The sequence below is a fragment of the Simiduia aestuariiviva genome (assembly GCF_014192475.1).
Taxonomy (GTDB): domain Bacteria; phylum Pseudomonadota; class Gammaproteobacteria; order Pseudomonadales; family Cellvibrionaceae; genus Simiduia; species Simiduia aestuariiviva.
Map to the genome: position 1 here is coordinate 1 of NZ_JACHXZ010000004.1, position 26,449 is coordinate 26,449.

Genomic DNA, 26,449 nt, shown 5'->3' on the forward strand with positions numbered 1-26,449 from the left:
GGATCTACTGGTGGGCTGGCATGCAAGGCCACCGAAAAGAGCAAAATAGATATATTTACTAGTCGAATCATAATTCTATTTGGGTGCCTAACGCCGCGCTAAACCGCGCGCGCCTTTGGCGCGTCGGTTTTGAGCGCTTTGTTAGCTTTATTTGAAATACTTATTAATTGTGTTTAGCTCATCCGATATTGAGCAGCCATTCCATTCAAAGTTTTTTAAATTCTCTGCACTGGCAGCCTTAATGGCTATTTCGTATATGTGTACATCCGCAGGATTAATTCTTGATGCTTTATAAGGGCTTAACTTAGCGGCCATCTCTACCAGATTAAAGCAGATATTAAACTTTAGTTCTTTGACTCCATCTTCCAGACCGCCAGACTCTAAAGTATATAGAAGGTTTGTTTTCTCGATTATTTCCTGTGCATCTCGACCGGAGCTAGTTGGACCTATATTTGAATAGAATATGATACCTACCCCACCAAACAGAACACCGATAATAAAGGTTGCCGCGAAATAATATAATTTACTCAAAAGCACATGCTCGATTGAAAGCTAACGCCCAGCTAAGCCGCCTGAACGGAGTTGATTGTTTTGTGCGAGCGTAGCGGAAAAGCACATAACGAGCAACGCAGTGGAGGTCGGCTTGAGCTGTTTGTTAAATGTAGATGTCATGATCTATATCTAAGCCTAAACGCAATAGACCAGCCATTTGATTTTGACTTAACCGAGGTCCACCATGCCCCGACTTGGAACTCCAAAATACACTCACATATGACTCTTGGCTTTCTGCGGCTACTTTTCGAAGCAGCTCATCTTTCCCTTCAAAATTCTGGAGAAGCCAGTCAATGTGTCGCCGAGAATCTAAAGAGTCTACCTCACCCTGACTAGAGAGAAACCATCCGTTTAAAATTGCTGGCTTTTTCCTTCCTTTGGCTATCTGGCCTTTGGTCAAAGTATCTGAAGGTTTAACTCCTAGCATTCTCGTGACAAATTCAGGAGCCATTTCCCCTGTGTAAATTCGCAAAGTTACATATGTATCTTCACAGGTTGGGTAATCGTCGATGTAATTCATAGGGGACATTTAACATTTTATTAGTATGCCGGCACAGTATGCCGACTGTCGTCAAAATCAACGGCGGCAAGCCATTGATTTAAAAAGATTAATTCAGGCGATACTAGCACACCAAACTAAAACCGTGCGCGCCGGTTATGTGGGATGTGAGTTCTCATATGTATTCCAGGTACCGCTTTAATCATTTGATTTTAAAGTAAATTTATTTTCGCAAGAACAAATATGCGCTCGGTTGTCAGGTTTTTTTACCTAACTTTCGGTTAAATTTTAATATACTGGATATATATACAGTTTAATTGATGGCGCACGCACCTTGCTAAAACATTCAATCAGAGACTAAATATCGCAACTTATTTAGCTCTCTTAAGTCAAAGCCTGCACCCAAAAAAATGGCCACCCAAGGTGGCCATCCAGTTACACGCTATCTATTACAAACACAATTTAAACTGGCGACAGGTAAACCCGTAGCTTTTCGCATTCCCTGCACGCTCAAATTCCGCGGCGCTTTGGCGCGCGGCGCGCTTCTCGAATTTGGCCATGCGCTTGTCGAAGTCGGCCAGTAGCTTTTGTTTGATGTCATCTTCCACAAAGCCGTAGGCGAGGGAGTTTCGGCTGAGCAGTTTCACTTCTTCCCACGAGAGGTTGTAGGATTTTACTGCCGCAAAGAACTCATCGGTGTAATTGGAATCCCACATGCCGCGGTCGTCGGTAGACAATGCCACGGGAATGCCTAAACGCAAGTACTCGGGAAAGGGGTGCTCATCAAAGTTTTGATAGTAATCAAGCAAGAGATTGGAAATCAGATTGATTTCCACCAAGTAGGGGCCGTGGCGCATTTGGCGCAGGAGGTCGCGATCGGTGATGAGGTTGAGGCCGTGGCCGATGCGGTCGGCGCCGAGCGCCAAGGTGTCGCGGATGTGGGTATTGGGCTCGTCCACTTCACCGGCGTGAATGGCGAGACGCACATTGGGGTATTGCTTGCGCGCTTCGCGGAAGGCGGTGTTGAAGCGCAGCGGGTGGCCGAAGGCGTTGTCTTCGCGGCCTACCATATTCACCCCCACCATGATGTCGCGATTGCGATACACCAAACCGTGCGAGTCGATCACTTGCTGCTCGGCATTGGGTAAAAAACGCAGCACGAAATCGTGCAGGCGCACGGTGACACCAGTGGCGCGGGCGTCTTTTTGTTGCAGGCGCTGGCGGTATACATCGACCACTTCATCGGGCGTGAGCGGCGTGCCGTCGGCCCGTGCAAAGCCGCGGGTTTCTACCATGGTTTCAAGATACACCAGGCCCTCGTCGCGGTAGGCCTGCATATTGCGTACTAACAGCTCCGCAAAAAGATACGGGTTGGCGAGCAATGCACCCAGGCGCGACCAATGGGTTTGGAAAAACTCATCGCGGCCTTCGTGGGGTTTATCTAGGCGTATGCTGTTTAACCACGCGGTTTTTTCTTCAGCGTTTAAATCTTCTAGGCGCTTGTATTCCGTTTTTTCACATTCGGGCAGGCCATCGAACTGGGCGCTGGAAATATTTTGAAACAGCAGGTGATAGGGTTGAAAGCTGTAGGCGTTTTCACCGTAGCCGCGGCAGTTGTTGATACGCACTTTGGTGAAGTAGCGGTAGCCGCGCTCTGCTTCTGCTAGCGCTAGCGTGTACCACCAGTCAGAAAACGCAGAGCCACTTAGGTGATGGTGCAAGTCGCCGCCCTTGGGCATGGCGTAGAGCAGCTCGTACAATGCTTTATCGCTGCCCTTAGTTTTTATCTCTTCAAACCAATCGCTGGCAAACGCCGCGGGCGACAGTGCGCCGATAAATGCGAGCCGCAGCGCCCACGCGGTGAGCTGCCGAGTCAAACTGTGTTGCATGATGTTCACCTCTCAATAGACGTTTTTTATTGTTTGGCGTGTTGTGCACCGGTGTTGCGCAACACGGCTTGAGTGTAAGCACTTATTCAATGAGCTTGTTAAAGATCAACTTAAAGCACCCACTTAATATTCAGTTAATTTTTTACGGGATTCTGCCGCATGCCAAACCCTATGCAGCGCCTAAAAATAAAAAATCCCAGCCGGATAAACCCAGCTGGGATGCAGTGTACCACCGTTTATCGCGCGACTTTAGCGCGCGCTAAAGTCGACGAACAATTTAGCGTTTACCCGCCTTGCCCTTTTCAGTGCGCGGGTCGTGCCCCGGTGGAAAACGACCTCGGAAATACAATTCCACGATCACCGGATCGTGATCCGATGCGCGGTAGGCGTGATCGCCATACAAGCTAACGAGATAATTGTCGGGCTTGTACTCGCCGTTGTAATCAAACAGCGGCAATTCATCGGCGTTGATGTGCCAGTAGTGCACGCGGCGCACAAACGGCTGAATGGAGCGGCTGCCCAAAGCGTGGTCTAAATAGCCCAACTGACCGTCGTAGGTGTAGCTATAGGCTTCGTTGCCAAAGCGGCGGCTCAAATCGAGAATGCCCTCGCGCATGAACGCCATGATGGGGTCTTCGTAGCGGTAGGCGTTCAAGTCACCCATGACTAACAGGTGCGGGCTCACCGTGCCGGTGGGGCGCCCTTTAAGCCAATCCAGTGCCACTTCAACCGCAGCCGTGCGCGTGCCGTTGCAGGTGCCCTGCCCGCGCGCAACATCGTCATCGCCTTCACCACAGGATGAGCTCTTGGCCTTGAGGTGCGCCATGGCCAGTGTGAACACTTTGCCGGTGCGCAAATCGCGGAAGGTTTGTGCCAGCATGGGGCGGTGTTTGCCGCGACCGGTGTTCATGGGGTCTACATAGTCGGGCGTGTCGAGTACCGCATGCGCGCCTTCGAGCATGGCGCTGCTGGGTTTGTACATGATGCCAACTGTGGCGGCATCGGTGCCCAAGGTACCGGTGTGTACACTCGCGTAACCACCACAGGCTGCATTGACGGCATTCACCAAAGTGTCGAGCGGCGTTTCGCCCACACTGCCTAGATTGGGATTTTCCAGCTCGATCAAACCGACGATATCGGCATCCATTTCACACAGCGCCGCCACCAACTTCGCTTGCTGGCGCGCCAGCTCGTCGGTGTTGTCGGCACCGCGACAACCCATGTTGGCATCGGGGCCGCACACGTCTGGACCTAGATCCAAGGTGGTGAAGTAGTTGAGCAAGTTAAAGCTCGCAACAGTGAGCGAATCGCGCCACGGCTGCGGTGCCTCGGTGCGCGGATTGCTGGCGACAAAGTCGTAGCTGAACTGCTCGGGCACCGGCTGCACTGTCCAATTGCTGAAGCTGTAGTGCAGCGGGCCGGTCAAGTTGGCCAAGGTGTCACCAGCGCGCAGATAGTTGTCACCGGATAGGCCTGGCATTGGGTAGGGCGTGGGCTCTGGATTTTGCATGCCGCTGCCGTCATCCAACATCAAGGTGCGCGCGGCGGTGGCAATTTGGTGCGCCTCGAAACCCTCGGCACTTGGTGGCTGCAAATGGGTAAATTGGTACAGGCGCTCATCGGCCAATTGCATTGTGCCGTAGCGACCCAAATTAAAGTGGGCCACCACAGACAGCGGCTTGGTCCAGCGCACCAACATGCCTTCGCGGGCCTCGTAGTAGGCGTCGATTTCCGCCTGTGCGTCATCGAGGTTGGTGGCGCTAACCGGTACCGGGAGGGTCATTTCAACGGGAGTGGGCAGCGCTTGGGCGGTGGACACCAGCTCCACATCGCTGCTGCGCCCGACGTTGAGCTGGCTCATGCCATAGTATTCTTTGGGTGTGCCGGTGACGCGCACTAGATCCCCCACGGACACATCCACATCGCAGCGATTGCCGCAGTAAACATAGATGCCCTCGGAGGTGGCGGGATCGGCGTCGGCATCGGCGTCTTCTTCCTGCACAAAGAAAGCGCGCAGTTGATCGCTGCGTTGATAGTCACCCACCACAATGCCTTCAATCTGCACTGGCGTAGACAGGGTGACGCTATCGCCCGCGCCCTGCACCTGGTGAATTTTCATCAAGGGCGCAGGTTCTTCTGCCACGGGGTTGGCACAAGTGCCGAAGTGACTCTCGGCGGGGCCAGACCAACTGCTGCCCGTGCGGCTCAGTGAAAAGCCCGCCGGCGTACCGCTGGTTTCCGCGACGCCAATGTCGGTGCTCATAACACCGTCGGCGGGGCCAGTAACACCCACGAAGGCGCCTTCATAACTGATGAACGACACCAGCACGCCCGCGGCATCTACCAGTGCGATACCATCGGGCGAACCGTTTTGAATGCCGGCAATTTCGGCCACGGCGTAACCTTCACCATCACAGTCCGCACTGCTCGCCAGCGCACCCGAGAAGGTGTGCGTTTTATAGGGCTTGCCCGAGCTGGAGGAGCCGTTATAAAGCACCAAACTCCAACCCGTAACGTCGGTGCCCAGCGGGCCCGCAATTTCGATCGCCTCGCCGGTATCGGCGCCGCTGTTGTCGTAGTGAATTTCGCTGATGTTGACCTGCGCCTGGGCTTGTAAGCCCGCCGCCGCCAATGCCATGCCCAGGCTGAGCCTGCGTAGACCGAAGGGAATCTTCATGATGAGACTGTGCTCCTGCATTTTTGTTATGGTGAGTGGCGCCACACCACTAAGACGCGCCTATGGCAACCTAGCCCAAACGAATCGAGACGCCAACCGCTTTCTGTCCAGTTGGTTAAGATTTGAATTTAATAATTACGGGGAATGTGATTAGATTCCATTTATTGCCACGCTTCTACAACTTAAGTTGCAAGAAAAAAGCGGCGCCATTCCCCAATAATGTAAAACCCTAGCGCTCCCCTGTGACAGCTATATGGCATTTTTCCAATGAGGCCAGAATGAACACTGACTACCCCCGCGACCTTATCGGCTACGGCGCCACGCCCCCACAGGCCAACTGGCCCAACAAGGCCCGACTGGCACTGCAATTTGTCATTAACTATGAAGAGGGCGGCGAGAACTGCGTGCTGCACGGCGACGCCAATTCCGAGACGTTTTTGTCGGAAATTATTGGCGCTAAACCCTACCCGGCGCGCCACATGAGCATGGAATCACTGTACGAATACGGCAGCCGCGCGGGCTTTTGGCGCTTGCACCGTTTGTTCGAGCAATACCAAATGCCGGTTACCATTTTCGGCGTTGCCATGGCGCTGGCGCGCAACCCCGAGGCGGTGGCCGCCATGAAAGCCGCCAACTGGGAAATTGCCAGCCACGCCTATCGCTGGATCGATCACCAGTTTATGTCTGCCGAAGAAGAGCGCCGCCAAATTCGTCAGGCCATCGACATACACACCGAGGTTATCGGCGAGCCGCCGCTGGGTTGGTACACCGGCCGCGATAGCCCCAACACCCGCGCACTGGTGCGCGCCGAGGGCGGATTTTTATACGACGCCGATTCCTACGCCGACGATCTGCCCTACTGGGTAGCGCCCACAGAAACGCAACCTGCGCATTTGGTGGTGCCCTACACCCTCGACTGCAATGACATGCGCTTTGCCAGCCCCCAGGGTTTCAATTGTGGCGATCAGTTTTACACCTATTTGAAAGACAGTTTTGATGCGCTCTACGCAGAGGGCGAGCAGGCACCAAAGATGATGAGCGTGGGTTTGCACTGCCGCATTGTGGGCAAACCGGGTCGCATCATGGCGCTGCAAAAATTTTTAGATTACGTGCAGCAATTTAACGACGTGTGGGTGTGTCGTCGGGTCGACATCGCGCGCCACTGGCATCAACACCACCCGTATCAACACCACACTAAACAATCCTAAAATGCGCGCCAGTGCGCGCGCCATATTTATACAGGTCTGACGATGCCGTACATTTTTGCACTGCTGTCATTGCTACTCGCCGTTGCCACCCATGCCGACAACCCAACACCCCAGAGAGTGCTACTTATCTCCATCGACGGCTACCGGCACGATTACACCGCGTTGCATAAGCCACCGTTTCTCACCGAGTTTCGCCAGCGCGGCGCCGTACTGGCGTCGCTGCGGCCGGCCTTTCCTACCAAGACGTTTCCAAACCATTTGACCTTGGTAACCGGCATGCTGCCCGCCCATCACGGCATCGTATACAACAGCTTTTACGCCCCGGATATCGGCCGCCCCTACAACAAATCGCAGCGCGCTGCGGTCACCAACCCCGACTTTTATCTGGCGGAACCTCTGTGGGTATTACTGGAGCGACAGGGCCGCAAAACCGCCACCTATTTTTGGCCCGGCTCAGAAGCCAGCATTGGCGGCATCAGCCCCAGCATCGTCAAGCCCTACAACAAAAGCACGCCCACTCAGGCGCGCATCGACGAAGTGCTTGGCTGGATCGGGCAGCGCGGGCCCGACGCGCCGGCGTTCATGACCTTGTATTTTTCGCAGGTGGATGACGCCGGGCACGTTCACGGGCCCACATCAAAGGCGACCAAAGCCGCAATTTTTAGCCTCGACAAACAGCTCAAAATGCTCTGGACGCAAGCGCAAAAACTGGACCCGTCGCTCAATTTGGTGATCGTCTCTGATCACGGCATGCAGGCCCTCGTGGCTGGGCAAACAGAGCCACTGGTAAAAGCGGGCAGCGAACAACTATTGGAAAATTATCGATGGGTTGGCAACGGGCCGACAGTGCAACTGTACAAAAAAAATAACGCCACTGCGCCGGCGCGCGTGGCGGCAGCACTCAACCAAACAGCGCAACACTTTGCCTGCCACACACCGGTGAGTGCGCCAGCAGCATTGGCCATAACCAACACGCAACGCATGGGTGATATTTTGTGTGTGGCAGATCAACGCTGGAACATCGCCACGCCCAACGCGCGCAGCTTTTCAAAGGGCAACCACGGCTGGCATGCCCAAGAACAACTAGACCCCGCCGCCAAGGATTTGCACGGAATTTTTTACGCCCAAGGGCCCGCCTTCAAAACCGGCGTTGTGCACACCACCCAAGACAATATTCACGTAATGCCACTGCTGGCGAAGATACTCGGCGTTGAGACATCGAAAGATCTGGATGGATCTGCAGCTGCGCTCACCCCCCTATTGCACCAAAACTAACATTCATCATAACCACAAGGAATGTCACATGTGTGGGTTACTGCAAATTGGTTTAACCCCGCCATTGCGGAGAGACCCATTAACCCATAGCGTTTGAGCGGATTGTCCCGCAATACACACAACGCGATACACACAAGGAGGTGCCCCCATGATTTGGGACCCGTTTGATCCAGTTAGCTATTTAGTACACGTTGGGCTGGGCTTTCTCGCCCTGAGCGCAGGCCTCATCGCGCTCGGCAGCCAGAAAGGGAGCCCGCTGCACAAGCGCGCTGGCCGGTGGTTTGCCTATCCAATGGTGCTCGTTGCGCTCTCCACGTTTATATTCATGTTTCATCGCTTCCTGCCCTTGGCCATCGTCATGGCGTTAGCCACGCTCTATTGCATTCCCAGCGCACTACGCGCCGCTCGCTACACCGAATACACCGGCCGCCGATGGGATGGCCTGTTGCTCACCCTGCCCACTTTGCTGTGCATTTTTACCGCCTTACAAGCCATTCGCTTTTCGCAAATTGACGGCGCACCCGTGCTTGGCCCGTGCGTGCTAGCGCTCACATTTGGATGCTTGGCGGCCCAAGATATTCTGTTGCTGAAACGCGGAGCGCTGCCCCACAACGGATGGGTGCGCCGCCACCTAACCCGCATGGTGCTGGCGTTCACTTTTGCTGTGATGGCAGTGGTGCGCATTGGCATTAACTTTGGTTTGACACTAGAGCAAACCGTGGTGGGGCCACTGTTGGTGGCGGTGTTGATTATTGCCTACTTTTATCGGCGCTACCCGGTGGAAGACATGCAAGTTAGCTCTGCCACGCACTGAAAATGGTTATCTGCTACTGCGCAGATAACCACGCCAACATTTGCGCGCGCTGTTCGTCGGTGAGGCCAGTGAAATTGCCGAGCGGCATGTAGCTCGATTGAATGGCGGGCAATGCGCGCGCTTTTAAGGCGCGCAGTTGATCCGGCGTTTCAATTAATAAACCGCCCGGGGCCTCGGCAAAACCGGCTTGCGTGGGCGCAGTGGCGTGGCAATTGCCGCAGTGTGTCGCCACCAATTGCGCCAGCCCATCAATGTCTGCCGCTGCCTTTGCACCCTCGGTGGCTGGTAGCGCCTTGTGGGTGGTGTGCGCCATGGCGCCCGCCAAAATCACCACGCCCAAGGCGGCCGACAGTAAAATCCCGTATCGCGTTTGGCCCTGATGTTTAAGATTAAAAAAGTGTCGCCCCCACGCCAACAGCGCGGCCAAAATCGTGATGCACAACCACGCCTGCGGATGGCCGTATAAAAACGGCGAGTGATTGCCAATCATGCACAGCAATACGGGCAGTGTTAAATAGTTGTTGTGGGTGGAGCGCAACTTGGCAAAGGCCATATCGGCTTCCGGCAGCGGGTCGCCACTGCCCACGGCCGCAATAAATTTGCGCTGCGCGGGCATAATGCCGAACAACACATTGCCCGCCATCACGCTACCCATAAACGCACCCAAGTGCACCAGCGCTGCGCGGGCGGCAAACAGTTCAAAGGCCACGAAGCTGGCCGCACCTATCAACACCACCAGCAGTGCGGCAAATAAAATTCCCCGCTTTACCAGGGGACTGCGCACCAGCATTTCGTAAATCAACACGCCCGAGCCGATGAACACGACGCTCGCCACAATGGACTGGCTGGCCGACAAAACGCCGCCGGCTTTCATCAACATCATGTCGGCCTGGGCGTAATAAAACAGCACCATCAACGCGGAACCGCTAATCCAGGTGCTGTAGGCCTCCCACTTAAACCAGTGCAGCGTGCCGGGCATCACCTCGGGGCGCGTGTGGTATTTACTCACTTCGTAAATGCCGCCGCCATGAATGGCCCATAGGTCGCCTTTAATCCCCTGCTCGCGTTTCGCGGCCGGGGGTTCGCGCAAACTTAAATCCGCCCAAATAAAATAGAAGGACGCGCCGATCCACGCGATACCCGCCACCAAATGAAACCAGCGCACGGCCAGATTCAACCATTCCAAGATCAGGGCTTCCATGGAAGTCTCCGCTATTTTTTATTGTCGTAAAGGCATTCGCCCATGGCGTAAGTGCGCGCCACGTTGCGTTCATCGCCCAAAATCATGAGGGCAAACAGCTGCTCGGCCAGCGTTTGCGTTTGGCTTTGTCGGCGCGCTTGCAAATCATCGGGTGAAAGATCCAACACCACAAAATCTGCCTCTTTGCCCACCGCAAAATTGCCGATGTGATCATCGAGGTGCAGGCTGCGTGCGTTGCCCAACGTCAGCGCGTAAAACGCCGTGTAGGGATGCAGTGATTGGCCCTGCAGCTGCAACACACTGTAGGCATCTGCCGTGGTGCGCAATTGAGAAAAACTGGTGCCGCCACCCACGTCGGTGGCAATGCTCACGCCCACGCCGGCGGCTTCAAGGCGCGCCATGTCCAACAAGCCACTGCCCAAAAATAAATTCGAACTCGGGCAAAATGCGATGCTGGAGCCGGTGTCGGCCAGCCGCTGCACCTCGTCGTCACACAGATAAATGCCGTGGCCGAATACGCTGCGCGGGCCCAATAGACCGGCGCTGTCGTAAACGTCTAGGTAGTATTTTGCAGCGGGATACAGTTCTTTTATCCACGCCAGTTCCGCGAGATTTTCAGACAGGTGTGTTTGTAAAAACAACCCGTCGTAATCTTGATACAGGCGCCCCGCCGCCGCCAACTGTTCGGGCGAGCTGGTGGGCGCGAAGCGCGGCGTCAACGCATAGTGCAAACGGTTTTTGCCATGCCAGGTTTCAATTAACTGACGACAATCTTTCTCGCCCTGCGCCGCCGTATCCGATAAGGCCTGAGGTGCATTGCGATCCATCATCACGCGCCCCGCCGCCAATCGCAGGTTGCGTTTGGCCGCTGCGCTAAACAGTGCATCGGCGGCGTGTGCGTGCACCGTGGCGTAGGCCAGTGCAGTGGTAGTGCCCGCCGCCAGCAGGCGATCTAAAAATAATTCTGACATGGCGGCGGCGTAGTCGGGATCGGCAAATTTCATTTCCGCTGGAAAGGTGTAGCGGTTTAACCAATCCAATAGCTGCTCGCCATAGGAGGCCATGACATCCAATTGCGGGCAGTGAATGTGGCTGTCGATAAAACCCGGCATGATGAGCCGGTCGGGGAGATGCTCACAGCGCGACACATCGAAGCCCTGTTGCGCCATGTGTTCGGCGGCGGCCACGGCGGTAATGCGACCCTGCTCCACCAACAGCACGCCATCGTCAAAGTATTCAACACCGGCGCCATCGGCGCTGGGTTTGTCGGTAAAGTGCAGAATGCGAGCGCGCAGCGCGAGGGTCGCCTGACTCATGTGTGCAACACCTCAACTGCCGCGATAGGTTGAATAGCCGTGCGCGCTTAGCAACAGCGGCACGTGGTAGTGCTCATCGGTTGCCGCCACACGAAAATTGATGGTGACCTCTGGGTAAAAGCTGGTGCGATTTTGCGCGGCAAACCATGGCGCCACATCAAATACCAATCGATAATCGCCGGCACTAATGGCGAGCGGCGCATCCCACTGGACAACGCGACCATCGGCGTCGGTGGTGCCGCGCCCCAAACATTGGTCAGCACGCCACAGGCTAATGGCCAAGTCCGCTGCCGGTCGACCGGCCTCCAGATCTAATACGTGGGTGGTAATAGGTGCTTTCATTCACGCTTCCATTTCACGATGGGTTGTTATTGACTCAAGCAAACAAGCGCTGCAAGCGCAAGCGCGTAATGGCCGCTTGTTCTGCGGCGGCATTTTCCAATTCTTGTGCGCGCGTGTTTTTCAGCCGAGCAGTTAATAATTCCAGCAATGTTTCTGGCGACTTGCCGGAGGCGCAGACCAGATAAATAAAACCAAATTTTTGCTCGTACTCGCCGTTTAACTGCGCCAGCGCCTGCAGCGTGCTGCTTTGGGCGGAGGCAACCTGGCCCTGCTCACGGGCGGTTTTACCGCCCGCCGCAATGGCTTTTTTATCGCCTATTTTGGCGTGGCCTTGCACCGCTTCCAATAGCTGCGCCTCGTCACCCCGCCAACACTGCTCGGCACTGTGCAATAGTGCCGCTAGGTTGTCATAGGGTCGCGCGGCAACCATCTGCTCCGCCCAATCGCGGCAATGGCAAATATCGTACAACAGGGCAACGGCTTCAGCCGCGGGCAACAGATTAAAGTCACTCAGAGTTATCGGCGCGTCGAGTGTCATAATTTGTGCTCGGCCTTTTCTGTGGTCTGTGCCGAAGGGCCTTCTTGCCCTTGTTCACGCAGCAATTTTTTAATGGTTTTCCAACTTTCCGTCTGCGTTTTCGGGCGCTTGATGTTTTGATAGTAGAGCGATTGCAGCTGCGCCACGATGGATACCGCCACTTCCATGGGCAATTTGCCCTGCACCTCTGGCAGGCCCACTGGGCTCACCATGCGCTCGAGCGTATCGTCATCAATACCGGCGTGTGCTAAACGGCGACGAAAACGTGCCGCCTTGGTTTGCGAACCAATTAACCCTAAAAAGCGCCAACGCGGCGCCTGCAATAGCGCCAAGCACAGGGCGTAATCCAACTGGTGATCGTGAGTGAGCAGTAGCACCCAGCCGTTATCTGGCAAATTTGGCACTTCGGCCACCGGATCTTCGCACACATCAAAGCGGCAGTTTGCGGGCAGCGCGCCGTCCAACATGCTTGGGCGCGAGTCGATGACGCGCACCTGCATCGGCAATTCACCCACGATGGCGAGTAGCGCTTTGGCCACGTGACCGGCACCGAATATCGTCAACTGCCAATCGCAGGCGGGAAAGCATTCGAGCATGACGGTGACGGCGCCACCACAACATTGATTGGCCTGAGCGGCTAAATGAAACGGCTGCAGTGTTTGCGCCGCTTCGTTGCGCGCGAGCATTTCACGCGCCGACTGCTGCACCATAAATTCTAATTGACCACCACCGAGGGTGTCATAACTGCGCTCGGCGTCGATGACCATTTTGCTGCCACCATCGCGCGGCGTAGAACCCTGCGCTTGCACAACCGTTGCAATCACATAACCGCGCCCGGCTTGCTGACAGTGGTTAATAGCTTGCGCCCAGTTGAGGCGTTTCATTGTGCGCCGCCTTTTGCTGCAAATGCTTTGGCCTGCTGCACCGCCCAATAGACTTGCTCGGGCGTGGCTGGGGCATTGATGCGCGGGCTAATCTGATAATTCGCCACTGACGCGCAGGCATCGCGCAATGCCGCCCACACGGAAATGGCCAGCATCAACGGGGGTTCCCCGACCGCTTTAGAGCGGTGTACCGTCGCTTCTTGATTGGCCTGATCGAACAGCACCACGTTAAACGCCACAGGCACATCGTGGGCGGTTGGAATTTTGTAATTCGCAGGGCTGTTGGAAATGACGCGGCCAGTGTCGTCCCACAACAGTTCTTCGCTGGTAAGCCAACCCATGCCCTGCACAAAACCACCTTCAATTTGGCCGATGTCGATGGCGGGGTTCAACGAACTGCCCACATCGTGCAATACATCCACCTGCGTGACGCGGTATTCACCGGTCTCGGTATCGATGATGACTTCGCTCACTGCCGCGCCATTGGCAAAGTACAAAAACGGGCGGCCTTTGGCGCTAGCGCGATCGTAATTAATTTTCGGCGTGCGGTAAAAACCGGTAGCCGATAGGGGCACGCGGTTTAAATAGGCCAACTGAATAAATTCAGCAAATGCCATGGACTCGGCACCGAGCTTTACTGCGCCCTCTAAAAATTGCACTTCGGTGGCGGCCACTTGAAAATGCTCAACGGCAAATGCGCGCAAATCGGCTTTGATTTTTTCACAGGCATTGAGCGCCGCCATGCCGTTCAAATCGGTGCCAGACGATGCCGCTGTGGGCGAGGTGTTGGGCACCTTGTCTGTGCGCGTTGACACCACCGCCACCTGCGACAAGGGTTGGCCAAAGGCATGGGCGACGATGGTTTGTATTTTGGAGTACAAGCCCTGCCCCATCTCGGTGCCACCGTGGCTGATTTGCATGCTGCCATCGGTGTACAAGTGCAACAGTGCGCCCGCTTGATTTAAATGCTTTGCGGTAAATGAAATACCAAATTTGACCGGCGTTAACGCCAAGCCGCGCTTGGTGGTTTCATGGGAGGCGTTATAGGCGGTAATTTCCGCGCGGCGTGCACGGTAATTCGATGATTGCTCCAGCGCTTCAATGATGGCGGGCAATTGATGCTGCTCAATGGTCTGCCCGTAGGGTGTTTCATCGCGGCCCGGCTGATACAGATTTTCGATGCGCACATCCAAGGGGTCTTTACCCAGATGCCGGGCAATATCGTCCATCATGCACTCGACCGCTAACACGCCTTTCGGGCCACCAAAGCCGCGAAACGCCGTGTTCGAAACGGTGTGGGTTTTGCAACGCAAGCCGAGAATGCTGGCATTGTTTAAATAGTAGGCGTTGTCGGCATGAAACATGGCGCGATCCACAATTCCGTCGGATAAGTCGGCGGAATAACCGCACTTGCCCGCCAACGTCATATCCACGCCCAGCAAGCGACCGTCGTCGTTAAAACCGACGCGGTAGCGATTTAAAAAATCGTGGCGCTTACCGGTTTGCACCATGTCGTCGTGGCGCGGCATGCGGTAGCGCACTGGCCGCCCGGTGCGCTGGGCGAACAATGCGGCCAAGCAGGCCAGCGGTGCCGCCTGAGTTTCTTTGCCTCCAAAACCGCCGCCCATGCGCCGCACTTCAGCGACCACTTTATGAAACGGCAGATCCAACACTTCCGCCACCAACTTTTGCACTTCAGTGGGGTGTTGCGAAGAACTCAACACGTGCAGCGCGCCGTCTTCTAAGGGCGTCGCTTGGCTGATTTGACCCTCTAAATAAAAATGCTCTTGGCCGCGCACGTAAACTTCACCGCTAATTTGGTGCGGGGCGGTGTCAATGGCTGCATCCGGATCGCCCATGAGCAATTTGTGCTGCGGCAAAACAAAGCTGTCTTGGGCCAGCGCCTGTTCAATTTCCAACACGGCCGGCAATACGTCATAGTCGACCTTTGCACATTTAACGGCGCGCTGCGCCGCCGCCATGCTGGTGGCGGCAACGGCGAACAGCGGTTGGCCGACGTACTGCACTTCGTCGCCCGCAAGCAAGGGATCGCCGGAATAAACGGGCGCCACATCCACCTTGCCGGGAATATCGGCCTGCACAACCACATCCACAACACCGGGGCTCGCCCAGACGGCAGATAAGTCCATAGCCAACACTTTCGCGTGGGCGTGAATAGACTGGCCAGTGGCCACGTACAACAAATTTTCAGGCGTGGCCGTATCGTCCACATATTGCGCCATACCCGTCACGTGCAGGCGCGCCGACTCGTGGGGCGTGCTGCCACCCAGTTGTGCCGCTTGAGTGTGGGGCCGCGGCGGCGTGGGCTTGCGATCGGTGAGCTTACGCATAAATGCCAACCTCCACGTCGTCACCCACGACCAACGCGCGACACGCTTTGCGCAGCAAGCTGTGCGCCATGGCCGCTCGGTATTCACTGGACGCACGCACATCGGTCATGGGCGTAAAATCTTGCGCCAGATACTGCGCGGCTTGGTCGATGATGGCCGACCACTTTTCTGGATTGCGCCAGTCTTGCTTATTGATAAATGCCTCCGTGGCGCGCGCGCGCTTCGGCACCGCGGCCATGCCACCAAAGGCAATGCGCAACTGGCCGTTCGGATTGATTAAAAAGGCGCCGCATACCGCCGAGATGTCGTCCTCAAAACGCTTGCTGACCTTGTACAACTTGGCGGGGCACTTGAGGCGCGCGCGACTCAATCGCACATCCGCTAAATATTCACCGGCGGCGAGCGTGGTTTTTTTGTAGTCGACATAAAAATCTTCAAGGCGCTCGTAGCGAAACCCACCGCCGGCCTTTCCGATAATCAACTCCGCCTCTTGCACGAGCAACCACGGCGGGGTGTCGGCAATGGGCGATGCATTACAAATATTGCCGCCCAAGGTACCCCGGTTGCGAATTTGTCGAGAGCCTAAGCGCAGCAGAAACGAAACATAGGCCGGTGCCAAGGCGGACAAGGCTTTTTCTTGCGCGGAATAGGTGGCCGCCGCACCAATGCACAAGGTGTCACCGGCACTGTCGATTCGGGTCAAACTTTTGATATGACTCAGGTCGATGAGTTGGCGTAATTCGCGGTACTGCTGGGTGCCTTCGAGCATGAGATCGGTGCCGCCCGCAATCAGGCGCGCATCGGGGTACTGCTCCAACAGCCCGCGCAATTCAGTTTCAGAGGTCGGCTGCCAATAGCCCGGCAGGGGCTGCGCTGTACGCGTTTCACAGGCAGGCGCAGGCGGTAGCGGATTGGGCTTAGGCAAAACTTGCAGACCCGCCTCTACGATGGGTTTGTAACCCGTACAGCGACACAGATTGCCAGAAATGGCATCTAGAATGTGTGCGCGGCCATCACCCTCCACTGCGTGCTGATTGGCGCCGGCCAAGGACATGGCAAAGCCGGGCGTGCAAAATCCGCACTGCGACGCGTGGGTATCGATCATCGCTTGTTGGATGGGGTGCAGCTCACCCGCCTGCGCCAAGCCCTCAACGGTCAACACCTGACGCCCCTGCACAGACGCGAGCGGCATCAGACAACTGTTCACGGAGCGATAACTGCCGTCATCGTCGGATACCAATAAGGTGCATGCACCGCAATCACCCGACGCACAGCCCTCCTTGGTGCCGAGGCTGGAGCGAGATTCGCGCAGGTGCTGCAACAAGGTGATGTCTGCTGCAACACCATCGACGTCGGTTTGTTTACCATTCAACCAGAACCGCACCGCTATTCCTCCGTGCCGGGTTATCGTTATCCCGCCATTTAACCAAATAACTGTCCAAGTGGCCAGCTTTTCATTGGGTCGCGCGCAACGCGCTAAAGTCCGCCAGTTTGAAGCCTCTATCCACGCTACCACATAGCCCAACAACCCCTCAGCCCACAAAGTCACCCAGATTGGATGGATATGGTATAAAGTGGGGCCGGCATAGGCCTCAACTATCTAAATCACCGAAAAAGTACATGACCAAGCCAATGATCGACAAAGGACAGGATTTCGATCCAACGGAAACTCCCACCGGAAAATACAAGGCCGGCAAAATTCGCGAGGACAACCTCGCCAATATTTTGAGCGCCGCGGAAGAAGAATTTGTGCAGCACGGATTTCGGGGCGCCAGCATTCAAGCCATTGCCGATCGCGCCGGACTACCGAAAGCCAACGTGCACTATTACTTCAAAAGTAAATCCAATCTGTACGTTACCATCCTGAACAATATCATCACCCTCTGGAACGATTTTTTCGACACCATCACAGAGGACGACGATCCAGCCGAGGCGCTGGACGCCTTCATTCGCAAAAAGGTGGCGCTGTCTTACTCTCACCCGCGCGCGTCTAAATTATTTGCCATGGAAGTGATTCAGGGCGCACCCCACCTTAAAGACTACTTTCGCTCTGACATGCGCACCTGGGTGCGCGCTCGCGCCCAAGTCATGGAGAGCTGGATTGCCCAAGGCCGAATGGGCAAGGTCGATCCCGTGCAGGTGATTTTTCTAATCTGGTCGTCCACTCAGCACTACGCCGACTTCGACACGCAAGTCTTGACCATTATGAATCGCGCCGAATATGAGCACGACATGGTTGAAAATATTGCCAACTTTTTGAGCCAAGTGATTTTAACTGGCTGCGGCTTAACGCCCCCGCACCTAAAGGGCTAGCCAGATAGCAACGCGGCGCCCTCAGGCGCCGCGACTATTTCTAATTACCCCAAATTGATTGCACGTATTCCGGATGATCCACAAATGGGTTGCGATTGCCTTGGTAATCGTGGGCCGCATTGTTGCGATCAATTTCCTTTTGGCTCACCGGGTCGGCATTGTGCCAATCAATCAGCACGTGCAGCATCCAGGTTTCGAATACCTGACTGCTAGTGCCATTGAGCACGGCGTCGCCATAGCTGCTGTTGGTCTGCCAGCTGCCAATCACATTTTCGTAGCGCGTCGCCATGTAAAAGTAGGCGCGCGCCAGATCACCTTTAAACTCATCGATCGGCTCAAACACTGTACCGGTATAGCCTTGACTCAACTGGCCATCGCCCAAGCGACTGCCACTGCTGGACGTGGAAGTAATGCTGGCCACTTCGCCATAGGGGTAGCTGCCACGCATGGCATTGACATAGCCGTCTGTGGCAAAGATATGGTGTACATCTGAATTCATCGGCTCAATGGCACCGCCAAACCAAGAGCGCGGAAAGCTGTGCTCGCGGTTATAGCAATGACCTTCACCCGAGTAGTTGCCGCACTGATTGGTGACGGGCGTATAGTTGTAGGGATCAGCCGCTGAGGGTTGCTCGGAATAGATGTCCAATATGCTGCCATCATTTTCATAATAGGTGTCGAGCTCATGGGCTGAATAGAAGCTCCACAAGGCCGAATAACCCTGCGGGTTATGATCTTTAATCAAATTGTGCAATGCGCTTTTAAGGGCATAGCCACTTAAGCCTTGCACCGAATCGTAGTAGCCGCCTGCACCGCCACCGGATCCACCGCCTGAACCGCCACCAGAACCACCGCCGGTTACTGGGCCGAAGTCATCCACGTAAACAACTTCAGAGCCATCGAAGCCCGCTTGATCGTAAAAGCGCAAGCCCACTTCAATAGTGCCACTGGTGCTGGCCACATAGCTGTAACTCAGCTGTTGCCATTGATTCAATAGATTATTGTCGGAATAGTTTAAGTAGCCGTTGACATAAAGGCGCGCCTTTACGCCGCCTTCTGTGTGTCGAACCCACACCGAAAAATTGTAGGTTTCACCCGCGGCAACGCTCACCGACTGGCGAAAATCCGTAGAGCCCTGGGTCGCCGTATTGACCGCAACGGCTGCGGCCGCGGAGCCGCCGTGCACAACGGACGTCGATTTTGAAACACTGATACCCGAATCTATAGTGGTCCAGCTGTCGGGTGCAGAACCCGTCCACGCCTCAAAATCGCCATTGACCACTGTCGCAAAACTAGCGGCCGAACAACACAGCCAGCCAAAGAAAACCAATGGGAGAATCGCTATTTTTTTATTCATTGTTTTTGCCTTTCAAAGTTAAAAGCCGAGCGCTGATAACCACCCCAACGCCATTGCAGATACAACCGTAAAAACCAATATGCAAATGCAGGCGCCATCAAACCACTCCCTAGCACCTCACTGGCAGACTAACGCGCAATTGCGTCAACCTAATGACCACTCCCTAAATTTCTACTAACAATAGATTAAAAAAAACCCCGACACAGGGCCGGGGTTTATTTAAAGCTACAAACGTCGATTAGAACTCGTAGCGAACGCCAAGTTTCAGCGCCCAGGTCGAGGCTTCTGCATCGTAGAAGTCGTAGTTGTCCAGGTTAGTTCCGCCGAAGGCTTCGTCGTAAATGTACTGACCGTCAACCACATCGTAATCTACCAAAGCCTGATCGTTGAAACGCTTGTAGCGAATCGCGCCCAGATTGTTTTCGTAGATACCGGTATCGTTCATGAAGTCCAATACATTGTGCACAGTGAACTCAAGCACACCGCGATGACCTTCCATAAAGCCCGGGATTTCCTGGGTAAATTTCAGGTCCATTTGGGTCTGCCAAGGCTGTGTACCGACGTTCTTTGGCACGTAACCACCAGCGTACTGAGCAAGTCCCGCAGCGTTAACAATTTCCATGATTTCGTTATAGCTCAGGCCATCATCGAAATTCATCGCTGGATCATCTGCGCCACTTGGAATGTAAGGCAGGTAGTTGTTGATGCTGCTGAACTTAGACTGATCGCCTAAATCGTCATCGCGGTAAGCGCCCAGTGTCCAGCTGAACGGCTTGCCTGAACGGCGCTGCATGTACAGATTGAAGGTCGAACGGTAGCCATCAACTAACTCAGTGTTGTAGTTTAAGTTCAGTACAAAGCGATGCTCAACTTGGTAGTTACCGGTACCCATGGTGATTTCGTTACGGTTAATGGTGGGTGCGTAACGGAAGTTTGAGTGCGCGGTAGAACTGCCACCGTAGGTGCCTTCGTTGATGTTCTGATTCGTGTAGGAGAAGTTAGCCGCTAGGCCATTGTCCCACTGCTTGAACAAAGACGTGGTGAAGATCTGGCTGTTGCCATTGTCATCCGCGTTGGTCAGCATCAGATCGTAATCGTTGCCGCGCTGCATCGCATAAATCTTGCGACCGCCATCAACGGTTGTGCCCACTTGCTCACGCGCCAAGTCTACCCACTGCACAGAATTTTCCTGCTTAATGTAGGTATAAGTTGCACTCATATCCACTTCGTATGGCAGCTGATATTCAACTTCCATGCTCATGCGGATATCTGAAGGCAAATCAAAGTTTGGATCGATAACGTTGGTGGAACCATTGCCGCGATCAGCTGCACTCAGCAACATATCGGCAGGGATCGCCAGCGACGTCAAGCCAGTGTAGTCGTTGTAACCTGCGCTAACGTAGGTAACACCGTCGTTGCTCCAAGAGTTAGCCAACCATACATTGGGCTGACCACCAGAGAAGCGACCCACACCGCCCTTCACACGCAAGTCGTCTTGCACATCCCAGGTGAAACCGATGCGCGGTAACAGGATAGACGCGCCATCCAAGTTTTCTTGGTTAGAAAAACCGTAAGTTGCTGCAAAGTTGGCATTGGCGTTTGGCGCTTCACTTGCACCGATGGTTTCGTAACGCAGGCCGTAGGTCACTTCGAAATCGTGTGACAGTGCCCATGTATCTTGCGCGAACAGGCTGACCGTGGCCATGCTTAAATTGGCAGCCGCATCCTGCTTAACGTTGGTGTAGGCATTGGAGTAAGAAACCGTTGCATTACCTGCAACAACATCAGCAAGGCTGTCGAACTCGAAGGTGCCGTTGGCGTTGTACACGTACAGGTTGTACGCATCAAATTGATCGTACTTGGCGCCGAACGACACGGTGTGGTCGTCCATCAACAACTCGCCCACCCACTCGACACCAATGCGCTCGTTGGTCAGCTCATTGCCGTGGCGGTTTGGATCTGACCCCAAAAACACATCGGTATCTTCGTGGTCCACTACAATCGAAGGCATGCCATGATTCAAGGAGACCTGCTCGGTCACAACGTCTTTGTAGTTAACGCTCAACTCAGAAGAGAAGGTGTCCGACCAGTTAGAGTAAACTTGCACAGCCCAGTTCTGCAGCGTTTCAGTTTTGTTATAAGCGCCACCGGCGCTATAGAACTGATAGGAGCGCGAGCTGGAAAACTCAAGTGAGTTACCTTCGGTGTACTGGTGAGTCAACGACATGCGGTGATCGTCGCTGATGTTCCAATCCAGCTTGATCAATAACTTTTCATCCTCTTCCTGAGGGCTGGCACGCCAATCGCCCACATCCAGTGAATAGGTATCGTTGATGGCTGCGCGAATATCATCGTAACCGGCTTCGCTCAGGTTTACGCTGTTGGCCAGACCGGCGCCCTCGGGGCCCCACTCTTGCGCGGTAGGCGACTCATACTTCTCATAGCTGGTGAAGAAGAACAGCTTGTCTTGCATTAACGGACCGCTGAAGGTGGCACCCCAGTTGGTCTTCTCGTAGTCCATGTCTACTTTCTCGCCCTTCTGGCCGTCTGGCTCAGCAGTGCCGCCCAGCGAGTCGGAGCGCGTTTCATAAAACACAGAACCGTGGAAATCGTTGTCGCCAGATTTGGTTACCGCGTTGATCTGGGCACCAGAGAAGCCGCTGGCACGCACATTGTAGGGCGTGGTGTCCAAAGAGATCGCTTCAAGGGCCTGAGTCGACACAGGAGAACGACGGGTTGGGTAACCGTTGTAGTTCAAACCGAAATCATCGTTCTGGCTGATACCGTCAACCGTCAAGCTATTAAAACGTGGGTTCATACCAGCAACAGACAGCTCACTGTCTGAACCAGGGTGTACCACGGCCAATGGGTTCATGCGCACCAAATCTTTGATGTCGCGGTCCATAGAAGCAGAGGTTGCAATAGTGTCTGCGCCAAATACGCTTGAGGTACCGGAGTTGCGATCGCGCAGCATTTGCTCAGCTGTCACCACAACCTCTTCCAAGCTACCGGCCTGCAGAGCAGCGGTGAAGCGGAAGGTGTCATCCAGCTTCAGGAAAATGTCTTCGTATTGGGCATCTTGATAGACGTTGGAATCTACGACGATCTTGTAGGGGCCACCTACGCGCAGACCATTCGCGGTAAAACGACCCGAGTCATTGGTAACCACTTCTGTGGTGTTGTTTGATGGTTCGTGCAAAATCACCACGCGGGTATTGGCCGCAGGGCTGCCGTCTGGGCCAGTAACCAGACCGCGAATGCCGGAAGAAGTATCCTGCGCGAGCGCTTCAGCGCCGCCCAGCGCCAGCAGCACGCTAAGCGCCAATGGCTTGCGAGTTAAGTTTGTGAAGCTCATGTAGTTCACCCTCTGTCTATGCTTGGGTTTATCTTTATCAGGCCTGAAACAACTGCCCATTAGTGTTGTTTTGCTGTGTTGCCAGATCATGCAGCCGGTGGATACCACTCACATTCCAAGCGCGTGCGGCTCTCTCCTTCCACACCCACCTACCGGGGGCGCACTAATCTGACCACATGGTCAAACTTATGTCTAGGCGAGGATTTTCCCCGCGCTATGTGACAGACGTATGACGTTCGAATCATATCAATTAAAAGTGAGCTTAATTTAGCTTTTTTAACTGAAATTGGAGATAGAGATAGCGGCCCCCTAATTGTGTGCGCGAAATACCATCGCCATGCAAGCGGTCAGGTTTTGGTAAAGCCGCTCCTGCGGCGCACCTGTAACAACCCCACATGCTAGCCCAACTGGGCACCAGCCTAGTATCAGGCCCTATTGACCGGCCCCTAGGGCAGCACCGGCGCCCATGCCCTGCCCCCATAAGCCGTCAACTGCAGCAATAGCTGACCGCGCTAACAAGCTTTATTTGACAGCGGGCTTGCCCGCCACGGGGCCACGCTCAGCTGCGGCGGCCTTTACCCAGTTATCAAACCCCTGCAAGACGAGGCCTGCAGCGCACATTGCCTCCCACTTAACCCAATAACCAGTTGGTCAGCAATTAATCCGCAAGGCCTGGCAGTCAGTGCGCATTTCACCTTTTAATCAACTTAATTTTAAGCCCATAGCAACGCGATTAAGCTAAGATTTATTGCGCTGCGGTCCCGACTCACGCAGACTTACCGCTAATTTTTATCAGGCGGTTGCTTTTTAACCACACTGGTGTACATTCGCCGATTTTTTCCGAGGGAGCCACCATGGAGAAAACCTATATCAGCGCCCAACAATTGTTGGTCGATTCCCTGCAGCTGGGTTTGCAGATATATGAGAGCGGTTATCGCCCCAACTATATTGTGGGCGTGTGGCGCGGTGGCGCCCCCGTGGGTATCGCCGTTCAGGAAGTGCTCGATGTGCTGGATGTCAAAACAGACCACATCGCCATTCGCACCTCGTCCTACACGGGCATCGGCGAGCGCAGCCGCACCGTTGTGGTGCACGGCCTTAATTACTTGGTTCAGAAGGTGAACCCCGAAGATTCAGTGCTGTTCGTGGATGACGTCTACGATTCGGGCCTGAGCATTCAGCAGGCCATCAAAGACCTGAAAGCCCTGTGCCGTCGCAATACACCGGACATCAAAGTCGCCACCCCTTATTTCAAACCCGGCAACAACCAAACGGATCAAGACCCTGATTTCTACATCCATCAAACCGATCAGTGGCTGGTGTTCCCCCACGAGCTGCATGGCTTGACGCTGGAAGAGATTCGCGACCACAAACCAGAGCTGGGCCATGTGAAGGACCAACTGTTGCAGTTGATGCAGGCCCGCAACGAAAGTAAATAGCGATGTGATGTGATGCTCCGGGATACCACCCGGTGATCTCATCTCTTTTCGTTGGCTCCGCAATGGAGCCAACGCCGCTCCGCTACTAGACCAATTTCCAACCCGCCAACGACAATTTGCTTGACACCTATCCGACCGCCCAATAACTTAACCGACCAGACAAGTTTTCGGTACGCGGGTGCAAACACAGCACCCTTTGACGATTCACACAATAACTCCAAGAGGATGTCTACGATGCACACCAAACCTATAGTTGCCGGTATTGCACTGGCCGTGGCCTCCAGCGTGAGCTGGGCCCAGACCGATGAAGCCAACACCATCTTTGAAGAAGTCGTGGTCACCGCACAGAAGCGCGAACAAAGCATTTATGAAGTGCCCGTAGCCATCAGCGCCTTTTCCGGCGACACAATGGAAAAGCAGGGCATTAGCGACCTGACCGATATCGGTAAATTTGTACCCAACCTCAACATCACCGGCTTTTCGGCGGGGCACACCTCCTCCAACAATGCCTTCATTCGCGGCATTGGCTTACAAGACCACTTGATCACCACCGATCCAGGTGTGGGCGTGTACGTGGATGGCGTTTATCTTGGCCGCCAAGTGGGTCAGAACTGGAGCCTGTCTAATATTGAGCGCGTCGAAGTCTTGCGTGGCCCACAGGGCACGCTGTACGGCCGCAACTCCATTGGTGGTGCTATCAACATCATTACCCGCGCTCCCGGCGAAGAAGCCGAAGTGCACTTGGGCACTCAGGTCGGTACGCGCGGTCGCTTCAATGCCGACATCTATGCCAGCGCGCCGCTGTCTGACAGCTTTGCCGTATCGGGCAGCCTGGCCTACCAAAGCCGAGATGGGTTAGGGGAATTCACCAATCTGCCCGGCGCTGATATGGATGTGGGCGAACTGCAAGATTTCTCTGGTCGCGTCGCCGCGCGCTGGACCCCAACCGACAAACTGTCCATTTTGTTTGCCGCCGATGGCAACGATGGCAAGAACGGTTTGCGCCCTTACACCACATTGATTGACGAGCTGCCGAACGGCGCCGTGTATCAAGCGGGCTATCGCAATAGCGATCGTGCTGCAGACCCTTACGACAACGCCACCGGCCAGCTCAATCAAACGGAAGTCACCAACAAAGCCTCGGGTTTCTCCGTCACCGTGGATTACGACATTTCCGACTCGCTGCACAGCAAGTTGCTGTTTAGCGACCGCCACTCCGAGTACACCTCGGGTCTGGATGACGACAGCATTGAAGCAGACTTTTTGTCCTTCCCTGAAGAAGGCGAAGCGGATCAGCGCTCCATTGAGTTTCAGCTGGATGGCGACATGGGCGACTGGGACTTTGTAACCGGTCTTTATTTCTTTGAAGAAGACGGCCACAACTTCCAGGACGACACCGTCTTTAACGGCGGTGCGCCGAGCGACTTCTTTTTGGAGCAGAGCTTGGAAAGCACTGCCATTTACGGCAACGTCGGCTATCACGTCAACGATAAGCTGCGCGTGTCTGGCGGCTTGCGTTACACCCAAGACGAGAAAACCGCGCACACCATCTTGTTTGAAACCATCGAGGAAACCAATACACGCGACTGGAGCGAAACCAGCTGGGAATTGGCGGCCAATTACGACATCAGCGAAAACCTTAACGGTTATGCCACCATTCAAAGTGGCTATACCTCTGGCCAGTATCCCGCGCGCCCCTACTGCCTGATCGGCAGCTTCGATTTTGGCTCTGGTGAACTTAGCCGTCCCAACTGTTTTGAGGCCAACGACAACGTCACCGCGCTGAACTATGAGGTGGGCATCAAAGGTACACCACTCGACAACTTGAAAATGAGTTTGTCGTTGTTCCACACCATTTACAATGACTTGCCCTACCAAGTAAGCACAACCAGCGGCGGCGGTTTCGAAACACGCAACTTGCTCGTTGATCAAACTTCACAGGGCATCGAATGGGAAAGCAGTTTAGCGGTCACCGACGGTTTTATGTTGCACTCAACCCTGGGCTACATTAACGCCGACGTCGATGACCAACAAGCCGCCGCGCCGCTGACGCCCGAGCTGACCGTATCCATTAGCCCTGAGTACACCATGGCTATGGATTCCGGCGAACTGAGCTTCCGTGCTGACTGGTCCTACCGCAGTGAAATGTACGGCGAGCCCAGCAAAGATCCGGGCCGCTTTACCAAACTCGACAGCCGCTCACTCATTAATGTGGACATTACCTATCGCAACGACGTGGACAACTGGTCTGCCAGTTTGTACGGCAAAAATATCACTGACGAGCGCTACGACAATGCGCGCTTAAACACCGGTGATTATGTACTGGTGATGCTCAGTAACGATGCCAGCGAGTTTGGTGTTCGCCTGAGTAAAGATTTCTAATTGCTCGCGCAATTCCGTACTTAGCCCCGCACTGCGGGGCTTTTTTTTGCCCGACAA

Annotated in this window: 20 protein-coding genes; 7 read left to right on the forward strand and 13 right to left on the reverse strand. The window is 54.7% G+C overall.

The window, feature by feature from the left end; genetic code table 11:
- Window positions 1-147: 147 nt before the first annotated feature.
- The 3 genes from FHS30_RS13200 to FHS30_RS13210 form a co-directional block, all read right to left on the reverse strand.
- Window positions 148-531 carry a hypothetical protein gene (locus FHS30_RS13200; protein WP_183910983.1) on the reverse strand — a complete coding sequence of 128 codons (384 nt, stop codon included), beginning with the start codon at window positions 529-531 and terminating at the stop codon, window positions 148-150.
- A gap of 124 nt (window positions 532-655) precedes the next feature.
- A complete protein-coding gene (locus tag FHS30_RS13205) occupies window positions 656-1,072 on the reverse strand; it encodes a DUF4279 domain-containing protein (protein ID WP_183910984.1) in 417 nt (138 codons plus the stop codon).
- A gap of 428 nt (window positions 1,073-1,500) precedes the next feature.
- Window positions 1,501-2,940, reverse strand: a complete 1,440-nt coding sequence (locus FHS30_RS13210; RefSeq protein ID WP_183910985.1) for an adenosine deaminase family protein — start codon at window positions 2,938-2,940, stop codon at window positions 1,501-1,503.
- Window positions 2,941-3,029: 89 nt separating this feature from the next.
- On the opposite strand from FHS30_RS13210, the gene FHS30_RS13215 reads away from it, so the two are divergent.
- Window positions 3,030-3,203 (forward strand): hypothetical protein, encoded by a 174-nt coding sequence (locus FHS30_RS13215; RefSeq protein WP_183910986.1) that lies wholly within the window; start codon window positions 3,030-3,032, stop codon window positions 3,201-3,203.
- Window positions 3,204-3,217: 14 nt separating this feature from the next.
- Here the strand turns inward: FHS30_RS13215 and FHS30_RS13220 are convergent, their stop codons facing one another.
- Window positions 3,218-5,617 (reverse strand): ExeM/NucH family extracellular endonuclease, encoded by a 2,400-nt coding sequence (locus tag FHS30_RS13220; protein ID WP_183910987.1) that lies wholly within the window; start codon window positions 5,615-5,617, stop codon window positions 3,218-3,220.
- 278 nt (window positions 5,618-5,895) lie between these two features.
- Here FHS30_RS13220 and puuE point away from each other — a divergent pair, with 278 nt between their 5' ends.
- From puuE to FHS30_RS13235, 3 genes are all read left to right on the forward strand, one after another.
- Window positions 5,896-6,825, forward strand: a complete 930-nt coding sequence (gene puuE, locus FHS30_RS13225) for an allantoinase PuuE (protein WP_183910988.1) — start codon at window positions 5,896-5,898, stop codon at window positions 6,823-6,825.
- Between the two features lie 42 nt (window positions 6,826-6,867).
- On the forward strand, window positions 6,868-8,100 hold the full coding sequence (locus tag FHS30_RS13230; RefSeq protein ID WP_183910989.1) for an alkaline phosphatase family protein: 1,233 nt from the start codon (window positions 6,868-6,870) through the stop codon (window positions 8,098-8,100).
- A 148-nt stretch (window positions 8,101-8,248) separates the two neighbouring features.
- Window positions 8,249-8,914: a DUF2306 domain-containing protein gene (locus FHS30_RS13235; RefSeq protein ID WP_183910990.1), complete on the forward strand. Its 666-nt coding sequence runs from the start codon at window positions 8,249-8,251 to the stop codon at window positions 8,912-8,914.
- Between the two features lie 13 nt (window positions 8,915-8,927).
- Here the strand turns inward: FHS30_RS13235 and FHS30_RS13240 are convergent, their stop codons facing one another.
- Genes FHS30_RS13240 through FHS30_RS13270 form a run of 7 tightly spaced genes read right to left on the reverse strand, consistent with a single transcriptional unit; the run spans window position 8,928 to window position 16,930 of the window.
- Complete coding sequence (locus tag FHS30_RS13240; RefSeq protein WP_183910991.1) at window positions 8,928-10,115, reverse strand: urate hydroxylase PuuD; 1,188 nt, start codon at window positions 10,113-10,115, stop codon at window positions 8,928-8,930.
- 11 nt (window positions 10,116-10,126) lie between these two features.
- Entirely contained in the window at window positions 10,127-11,431 is a 1,305-nt protein-coding gene (gene guaD / locus FHS30_RS13245) for a guanine deaminase (RefSeq protein WP_183910992.1), read from the reverse strand.
- A 12-nt stretch (window positions 11,432-11,443) separates the two neighbouring features.
- Window positions 11,444-11,773 (reverse strand): hydroxyisourate hydrolase, encoded by a 330-nt coding sequence (gene uraH, locus FHS30_RS13250; RefSeq protein WP_183910993.1) that lies wholly within the window; start codon window positions 11,771-11,773, stop codon window positions 11,444-11,446.
- Between the two features lie 34 nt (window positions 11,774-11,807).
- Window positions 11,808-12,311 carry a 2-oxo-4-hydroxy-4-carboxy-5-ureidoimidazoline decarboxylase gene (gene uraD / locus FHS30_RS13255; RefSeq protein ID WP_221197310.1) on the reverse strand — a complete coding sequence of 168 codons (504 nt, stop codon included), beginning with the start codon at window positions 12,309-12,311 and terminating at the stop codon, window positions 11,808-11,810.
- Window positions 12,308-13,195: a xanthine dehydrogenase accessory protein XdhC gene (xdhC, locus tag FHS30_RS13260; protein WP_183910994.1), complete on the reverse strand. Its 888-nt coding sequence runs from the start codon at window positions 13,193-13,195 to the stop codon at window positions 12,308-12,310. The genes uraD and xdhC overlap by 4 nt, the downstream gene beginning before the upstream one ends.
- On the reverse strand, window positions 13,192-15,546 hold the full coding sequence (gene xdhB / locus FHS30_RS13265; protein ID WP_183910995.1) for a xanthine dehydrogenase molybdopterin binding subunit: 2,355 nt from the start codon (window positions 15,544-15,546) through the stop codon (window positions 13,192-13,194). The genes xdhC and xdhB overlap by 4 nt, the downstream gene beginning before the upstream one ends.
- On the reverse strand, window positions 15,539-16,930 hold the full coding sequence (locus FHS30_RS13270; RefSeq protein WP_183910996.1) for an FAD binding domain-containing protein: 1,392 nt from the start codon (window positions 16,928-16,930) through the stop codon (window positions 15,539-15,541). Before FHS30_RS13270 ends, xdhB begins: the two co-directional genes overlap by 8 nt.
- A 236-nt stretch (window positions 16,931-17,166) precedes the next feature.
- Between FHS30_RS13270 and FHS30_RS13275 the strand changes: the two genes are divergently transcribed.
- Window positions 17,167-17,859: a TetR/AcrR family transcriptional regulator gene (locus FHS30_RS13275; protein ID WP_183910997.1), complete on the forward strand. Its 693-nt coding sequence runs from the start codon at window positions 17,167-17,169 to the stop codon at window positions 17,857-17,859.
- A 40-nt stretch (window positions 17,860-17,899) separates the two neighbouring features.
- Here FHS30_RS13275 and FHS30_RS13280 read toward each other — a convergent pair whose 3' ends face one another.
- Both FHS30_RS13280 and FHS30_RS13285 read right to left on the reverse strand, forming a co-directional pair.
- Entirely contained in the window at window positions 17,900-19,216 is a 1,317-nt protein-coding gene (locus FHS30_RS13280) for an endonuclease (protein WP_183910998.1), read from the reverse strand.
- Between the two features lie 238 nt (window positions 19,217-19,454).
- The gene (locus FHS30_RS13285) at window positions 19,455-22,571 is read right to left on the reverse strand and encodes a TonB-dependent receptor (RefSeq protein WP_183910999.1); all 3,117 of its coding nucleotides are present in this window, start codon (window positions 22,569-22,571) and stop codon (window positions 19,455-19,457) included.
- An 854-nt stretch (window positions 22,572-23,425) separates the two neighbouring features.
- Between FHS30_RS13285 and FHS30_RS13290 the strand changes: the two genes are divergently transcribed.
- Both FHS30_RS13290 and FHS30_RS13295 read left to right on the forward strand, forming a co-directional pair.
- Window positions 23,426-24,010, forward strand: a complete 585-nt coding sequence (locus tag FHS30_RS13290; protein WP_183911000.1) for a phosphoribosyltransferase — start codon at window positions 23,426-23,428, stop codon at window positions 24,008-24,010.
- 234 nt (window positions 24,011-24,244) lie between these two features.
- Entirely contained in the window at window positions 24,245-26,392 is a 2,148-nt protein-coding gene (locus FHS30_RS13295; protein ID WP_221197311.1) for a TonB-dependent receptor, read from the forward strand.
- Window positions 26,393-26,449 lie beyond the last annotated feature (57 nt).